This window comes from Mycolicibacter engbaekii (assembly GCF_002101585.1).
GTDB classification, from domain to species: domain Bacteria; phylum Actinomycetota; class Actinomycetes; order Mycobacteriales; family Mycobacteriaceae; genus Mycobacterium; species Mycobacterium engbaekii.
Genome location: NZ_LQOT01000049.1, coordinates 1 through 7,772, shown reverse-complemented (window position 1 = coordinate 7,772; position 7,772 = coordinate 1). Strand labels below are relative to the sequence as shown.

The 7,772-nt window shown below is 71.1% G+C and carries 2 protein-coding genes; both read left to right on the top strand.

Features of this window, described 5'->3' with window-relative positions; genetic code table 11:
• On the top strand, positions 1–2,922 hold a 2,922-nt coding region (locus AWC02_RS14880; RefSeq protein ID WP_133055651.1), incomplete at its 5' end, for a type I polyketide synthase.
• Between the two features lie 19 nt (positions 2,923–2,941).
• Positions 2,942–7,708 carry a type I polyketide synthase gene (locus AWC02_RS14875; RefSeq protein ID WP_085129532.1) on the top strand — a complete coding sequence of 1,589 codons (4,767 nt, stop codon included), beginning with the start codon at positions 2,942–2,944 and terminating at the stop codon, positions 7,706–7,708.
• Positions 7,709–7,772 lie beyond the last annotated feature (64 nt).

Sequence of the window (7,772 nt, the reverse complement as noted above, 5' to 3'; positions counted from 1 at the left end):
ACCCCGGTGCTCGATGCGGACTACTGGGCGGCCAACGTGCGCAAACCCGCACTGGTCAACCAGGCCGTCGCCGCCGCGGGGGACAAGTACGGCACCTTCATCGAGATCAGCCCGCACCCCCTGCTGACCCACACCATCGACGAGATCCTGGACGCGGTGCCGCACGCCAGCATCGCGACTCTGGTGCGCGACGGCGACGACACCGTCGTCTTCCATCAGCACCTCAACAGCGCACACCCGGTCAGCCCGCGGGACCTGCCGCACCCGGCCGGACCCTATCCGACGCTGCCGGCCACGCCGTGGCGGCACACCCGGCACTGGCTCGACCTCGAAAACGCCGTCACCGCAGCCGAATCCGCGCCAGCGCCCGGTGTGCTGCTCGGCACCCACATCGCGATCGGCAGCACGCCGGCGGTGCACCTTTGGCAAGCCCGGCTGTCGCCGGAGAACAAGCCCTACCCCGGCAGCCATCGCAACAACGGAGTCGAGCTGGTGCCGGCATCGGTGCTGCTGCAAACGGTTTCGGATGCCGCATTGCACGTAAGCGGGCAATCGGCGGTCAGCGACATTCGCTTCGAACACCCGATCGTCCTCGACCGGCCACGGACCATCCAGGTGGTCGCCGACGCCGAAACCGTGACCGTGTCATCCAGAGCGGTGAGCGACGACCCGCAGGCACGCTGGGTCAAGCACCTCAGTGCACGGATCACCGCAGGCGACGAATCCGACTGGACCTCGGCCGATTCCGCCCTCAGCAATGGTCACAGCGGAACGGAATTCGACGACGCCGCGGTGAGTGCGTTCTGGCTCACCTGGGGCAGCGAAGGCCGGCCGTTCCCGTGGACGGTGACGTCCGGCCGATCCACCGCCGGGCGCCTGCGCGCCGACCTCACGGCCGAGCAGACCCCCACGGTCGCGATGCTCGACGCCGCACTGCACGTCGCCCGCATGGTCGACGACGCCGATCCCGAACTGATGGTGCCCGCCACCGTCGACGCCATCCGTTTCCGCGCAGCGCCCGCCGACGGCCGGGCCGGAGTCACCGTGGGCCGCCGTGACGGCGGCACCGGTGAGCTTGTCGTCGACATCGCCGTCACCACCGGCGACGGCACGGGATGCATCGACGTGCGCGGGCTGCGCTACACCGCGCTCAGTGCGGCACGGCCCACCGACGACCCGAGTTCGATCGCCCACGCAATCGACTGGCAGCCCTGGGACGCCGCACCGGAGAACCCGGCTGAACCGGGCACCCTGACGGTGATCGGCGACAGCGCCGCCGCCACCGGCCTGCGCGACGCACTGACCGCGGCCGGGCACCAGGCTGCCGGACTCGCCGAGGCCCAGGCCGTCGTCTACGTCGCGGACCCGGGCCCTGCCGGCGAATCCGACCTGGACTGCGCGTCGCGGCTGGCCGGCGAGGTCGCCGAACTGGTGGCGACCCTGGCGCAGCGCGACACCCGCCCGCCCGCGCTGTGGATCGTCACCCGCGGCGTCTACGAGGCGGCCTCCGATGCCGCCGTGCGGCAAAGCTGCCTGTGGGGTATGGCCGGGGTGATCCGGGCGGAGCAACCGCAACTTTGCGGCGGGCTGGTGGACCTGGCCGCCGCGGACATCTCCGCCGGCGACGCGGCGGTGCTCTCGGGCATCCTGCGCACGCCGGCCAAGTCCATCCTGGTGCTGCGCGACGGCCAGATCCGCACCACGGCGTTCACCCCGATCTCCGGCCCGGCACAGCGCGAACCCATGGTGTGCCAGCCCGACGGCACCTATCTGATCACCGGCGGAATGGGCGCCCTCGGCCTGTTGATGGCCGGGTGGTTGGCCGACCGCGGCGCCCGGCGCCTGCTGCTGGCCGGCCGCAGCGCCCTGCCCGCCCGCCGCGACTGGGACTCCGAAGAACTCGAGGCCGGCATCCGTCACAAGGTCGCCGCCATCCGGGCATTGGAGCGGCGCGGCGTCACCGTGGAGGTGGCCGCCCTCGACGTCGGCTCCCGGTCTGCGGTCACGGACCTGCTGGACCGCCGCGACCAGGCCGGAGCCCCGCCGATTCGCGGCATCATCCATGCCGCCGGAATCACCGAGGGCCAGCTGCTCACCGAGGTCGACGCCGACCGGCTGCGGGACACCATGTGGCCAAAGGTCGCCGGTGCCCAGGTGCTGCACGAGCTCTTCCCGCCCACGAGCCTGGACTTCTTCTTCATGACCGCCGCCGCGGGCGCCGTCTTCGGCGTGCCCGGCCAGGGCGCCTACGCCAGTGCCAACGCCTATCTGGACGGACTCGCCCGCGCCCGCCACCAGTGCGGCTGCCACAGCGTCAGCCTGGACTGGGTGGCCTGGAAGGGCTTGGGCTTCGGCGCTGAGGCCCATGTGGTGCTACACGAACTCGAGCGGATGGGCTCGCGGCCCATCACCCCCGCGGAGGCGTTCGCCGCCTGGGACCACGCGGAGCACTACGACCTCGCCCAGGTCGTGATGGTGCCGCTGCCGTCGGCGGACGCGGCGGCCGCCGACGCGGTTGCCGGCGGACCGGTCCGCGACTGGGCCCAGCTGCCCGCCGACGAAGTCGTCAGCGAGCTGGAGGTCGAGCTGCGCGCCATCCTGGCGCGGGAACTTCGCATGTCGGAGGTTGAACTGCAGCTCGACCGGCCGTTCGCCGAACTCGGTCTGAACTCCGTGATGGCCATGGCGGTGCGGCGCGACATCGAAGCGCTGGTCGGGTTGGAGCTGTCGGCCACCATGCTGTGGAACCACCCGACAACCGCGGCGCTGGCAGCACACCTGGCCGGCAAGCTGGTTCCGCAGGAGGATTCCGGCGGTGGCGTGGCCACCGCCGACGACGACCTGCCAGACTCTGCCGACAGTGTGTTGGATGAGCTGTTCGACAGCGTGGAATCGGCTCCGGCCGGATGGGACGGGATCTAGTGCGAATCGAGTTCTCCGCATGACCGCAGCGTTTGACGAAGAGGGCCTGCGCCACTGGCTGGCCGACTACCTGGTCACCAACATCGGCTGCAGCCTCGAGGACATCGATTTCGACGCGTCGCTCAACGACCTGGGCGTCGGTTCCCGTGATGCGGTGGTGCTCTGCGGCGAACTGTCCGAACTTCTCGGCCGCAAAGTCTCACCGGTGGAACTGTGGCAGCACCCGTCGGTGGCGGAACTGGCCAGGTTCCTGCTGGAGCCCGAAGCCGCCGACGAAGAGTGGACCCCCGAACCCGGCCGCGCCGGCACCGACGAACCCATTGCCGTGATCGGCCTGGGTTGCCGGTTCCCCGGTGACATCAACTCACCGGACGCCTACTGGCAATTCCTCATCGACGGCGGCAATGCGGTCACCGAAGTGCCCGCCGATCGCTGGGAGCCCTTCGACGACGGATCGCCGGAGACCGGCAACGCGATCGCCCGCACCACCCGCTGGGGATCGTTTTTGCGCGACATCGCCGCGTTCGACGCCGACTTCTTCGAGATCTCCAGCCGCGAAGCGGTCAAGATGGACCCGCAGCAGCGACTCCTGCTCGAAGTCGCGTGGGAAGCCCTCGAGCACGCCGGCATTCCGGCGACCTCGTTGCGCCGAAGCCAGACCGGCGTATACGTCGGTGCCAGCATCACCGAGTACGGCTGCCACGCGTCGGCCGACCTGACCGGCGTGGACGCCTGGAGCAACCCCGGCGGGGCGCTGAGCATCATCGCCAACCGGCTGTCCTACTTCCTGGATCTGCGTGGTCCTTCGGTGACGGTGGACACCGCGTGCTCGTCCTCGCTGGTCGCACTGCACCTGGCGTGCCGGAGTCTGCGTTCCGGGGAAAGCGAGACCGCGATCGCCGGCGGGGCGAACCTGCTCATGTCCCCGGCGGTGTTCCGGGGCTTCGACCAGAGCGGGGCGCTCTCGACCACCGGGGCGTGCCACGCCTTCGACGCCGACGCCGACGGGTTCGTGCGCGGCGAGGGCTGCGGCGTGGTGGTGCTCAAGCGCCTGTCCGATGCCCGCCGCGACGGCGACCGGGTGCTGGCTGTGGTGCGCGGTTCGGCCATCAACCAGGACGGCCACTCCAACGGACTGCTCGCGCCGAACCCGGCTGCCCAGATGGCGGTGTTGCGGTCGGCCTATGCCGACGCCGGAATCGCGCCGCAGGAGGTCGACTACGTCGAAACCCACGGAACCGGAACCCTGCTGGGCGATCCGATCGAGGCCAAGGCGCTGGGAACCGTGTTGGGACGGGGCCGGTCCCCGGAGTCCCCGCTGCTGATCGGGGCGGCGAAGTCGAACATGGGCCACCTCGAGGCCGCCGCGGGCATGGTGGGCTTCATCAAGGCGGTGCTGGCGGTGCAGCGCGGGACGATTCCGAAGAACCTGCACTTCAACACGCCGAACCCGCACATCACCTTCGACCAGATGCGCTTGAAGGTCGTCGCCGAACAGCAGGACTGGCCGTCATCGGATCACCCGCGGCGGGCCGGGATCTCCTCCTTCGGGTTCGGCGGCACCAACGCCCACGTGGTCATCGAGCAGGCTCCGCCCGCTCGGGTCGCCGCGCGCGAAGCAGACCCGGCGGTCACCACCCTGGTGGTCTCCGGGCGCACCCCCGAACGGATCTCGGCAACCGCGCGCGAGCTGGCCGACTGGCTGGCCGGCGACGGCTCCGGGGTGGCACTGGCCGACGTCGCGCACACGCTCAATCACCACCGCGCCCGGCAACCGCTGTTCGGCACGGTATGCGCCCGCGACCGCGACGCGGCGATCCGCGGGTTGCGGGCACTGGCCGACGGCAGCTCGCTCGATGAGCCCGGGTGCGGCGTCGTCGGTCCGCACGACGGCCCGTGCGGCCCCGGCACCGTGTTCGTCTACTCCGGGCAGGGCTCCCATTGGGCCGGCATGGGCCGGCAACTGCTCACCGACGAGCCGGCCTTCGCCCGGGCGCTGGCCGTGCTGGAACCGGCGTTCGTCGAACACGTCGGGTTCTCGCTGTGGGAGGTGATCTCCGGCGGCGAGCCGGTCAGCGGAGACGCGCAGGTCCAGCCCGTCCTGATGGCGCTGCAATTGGCGCTGACCGAGCTGTGGCGCTCCTACGGCGTGCACCCCGACGCCGTCATCGGTCACTCCATGGGCGAAGTCACGGCCGCGGTGGTGGCCGGTGCGTTGAGCCCGGCCGACGGATTCCGGGTCATCGCGGCCCGTTCGAAGCTGATGTCGCGGCAGGCCGGGCAGGGCGCGGTGGCCTCGTTGAACCTCGACGCTGCCACCACCGAGGAGCTGCTGGCCGGCTACCCGGATGTCAGCGTGGCGGGATACCTGTCGCCCAAGCAGACCGTCGTGGCCGGGCCGGTGGCGCCGGTCGACGCCGTCATCGCCGCGGTGAGCGGCCAGAACAAGTTCGCCCGGCGGGTCAACATGGAGGTGGCCTCGCACACCGCGTTGATGGACCCGATCCTGCCGGAGCTGCGCGCGGCACTGGAGCACCTGACGCCCGAAGTCGCCACCATCCCGTTCTATTCGACCGTGACCGAAGCCGCCATGCCGGCCGGTGGCATGCCGATCCTGGACGCCGGCTACTGGGTGGACAATGTCCGCAAGCCGGCGCTGCTGACTCAGGCAGTCGCGGCCGCGGCAGCGGAGTACACGACATTCGTCGAGGTCAGCGCCCATCCGATCCTGACGCACGCGATCGCCGACACCGTGGAGGCCCTCGGCGGGCATCACCACGCCGTCGGAACGTTGGTCCGCGACGGCGACGATGCCGTCAGCTTCCACACCAACCTCAACCGGACGCACACCACCCAGCCGCCGCAGACGCCGCACCCGCCGGAGCCGCACCCGGTGCTGCCGGCCACCCCGTGGCAGCACAGCAGTTACTGGATCGAGCTGACCCGGCGCGCCGCCCCGGCCGCCGAGGCCGGTCAGCGGGCGGCGGGCAGCCCCGGCTCGGTGCCCGAAGACTGGTGGTGCGAGTTGACCTGGCCGGCCACCGAGGCCCCGGCCGGCGAGGCGTCCGCCGAGCAGTCGTGGCTGGTGATCGGCGACCCGGACCTCGGCGCCGAGCTCTCCTGCGCCGGCGGCGTGCGGGTCCTCGAGGCATCGGTGCTGGATGCGGGCGCGGACCCCGCGACGCTGGCCGCCGCACTGGGCACCGCCAGCCACGTGCTGTACGCGCCGCCGGCCACCGCGAGCGCACTGAGTGCCGCGCCGGCCTACGAGGCGTTCAACGCGGCGCGACGGCTGGCCACCGCGATGGCCGGTTCGGCCCTGGGCCCGGCGAAGCTGTTCCTGCTGACGCGCAACGCCCAGCCCGTGGGGGAGGGCGACCGGGCCAACCCGGCGCACGCCGTGCTCTGGGGCCTGGGTCGCAGCCTGGCCCTGGAACACCCCGAGATCTGGGGCCGGGTGATCGACGTCGACGAGTCGGTGCCTCCGGCCCTGGTCGCCGGGTACCTGCTCGCCGAGGCGAGCACGGCCGACGATGAGGACCAGATCGTCTACCGGGCCGGTATCCGCCGGGTGCCGCGTCTGCTCGGCGGCCGTCCCACCGGTGCGGCGCCGGTCGCCTTCGACCCCGGCAGCTGCCACGTCGTCATCGGCGCCACCGGCAACATCGGACCGCAGCTGGTGCGTCAGCTGTCGGCCAGCGGGGCCAAGACCATCGTCGCGGTGTCCCGGCAGCCCGGCTCGCGACTGGACGCATTGACCGCCGAGTTGGCCTCGGCCGGAACCACCTTGGTGACGGTGGCCGCCGACGCTGCCGACGAGTCCGCGATGAGCGCACTGTTCGAGCGGTTCGGCGCCGACCTGCCACCGCTGGAAGGCATCCACGTGGCGGCGTTCGCCGGCGGCCCGGTGACCTTGCGCGACATGACCGAGGACGACGTCGTCACCATGTTCCGCCCGAAACTGGATGTGGTCGCGGTACTGCACAAGCTGTCCCTGCGGCACCCGGTGCGCTATTTCGTGCTGTTCTCCTCGATCTCGGGTATCACCGGGTCGCGCTGGCTGGCGCACTACACGGCAACCACAACCTTCCTGGACACCTTCGCCTACGCCCGGCGTGCGGCCGGCCTGCCCGCCACGGCCATCAACTGGGGGCTGTGGAAGTCGCTGACCGACACCCAGTCCGACGCCGAGCGGCAGGTGACCGTTGACTCGGGCCTGGAGCCGATGACCGACGACGTCGCCATCACCGCACTGCCCCTGGTGATCGGTGCGCACAATGCCGCGCGGCACACCGTGGTCGCGGCCGACTGGCCGCGGCTGATCGCCGCATACCGCACCCGGGCGGCGCTGCGCATCGCCGACGAACTGCTGGCCGTCGCGGCCCCGGCGGATGGACCCGCGGCATCACTGACCGAGTTCCGCCGCACCCTGGCCGAGGCCGAGCCCGAACAGCGCGCGGAGTTGCTCCGTGACCACGTCACCGACCACGTCGTCGCCGCCATGGGACTGGCATCGCGCCACGCGCTGGACCCGACTGTCGGCTTCTTCCAGGCCGGGATGGATTCGCTGATGAGCGTCACCCTGCAGCGGGCCCTGTCGGACAGCCTGGGCGAAACCCTGCCGGCAGCGGTGGTTTTCGACTATCCGACCGTTGACGCGTTGACGCAGTACCTGGCGACGATCCTGCCGGAGCTGGTGGAGGCCGCCGAACACGACAGCGCCGACGCCTACGACGACATGAGTGATGACGAGCTGCTCGCGCAGCTGTCGGAGAGGTTGAGTTGAGCGAGAAGAGTGCTGCGTCGGTGGGGGGTCCGGATCGTCGGGCGATTGTTGCTGAGGCGCTGCG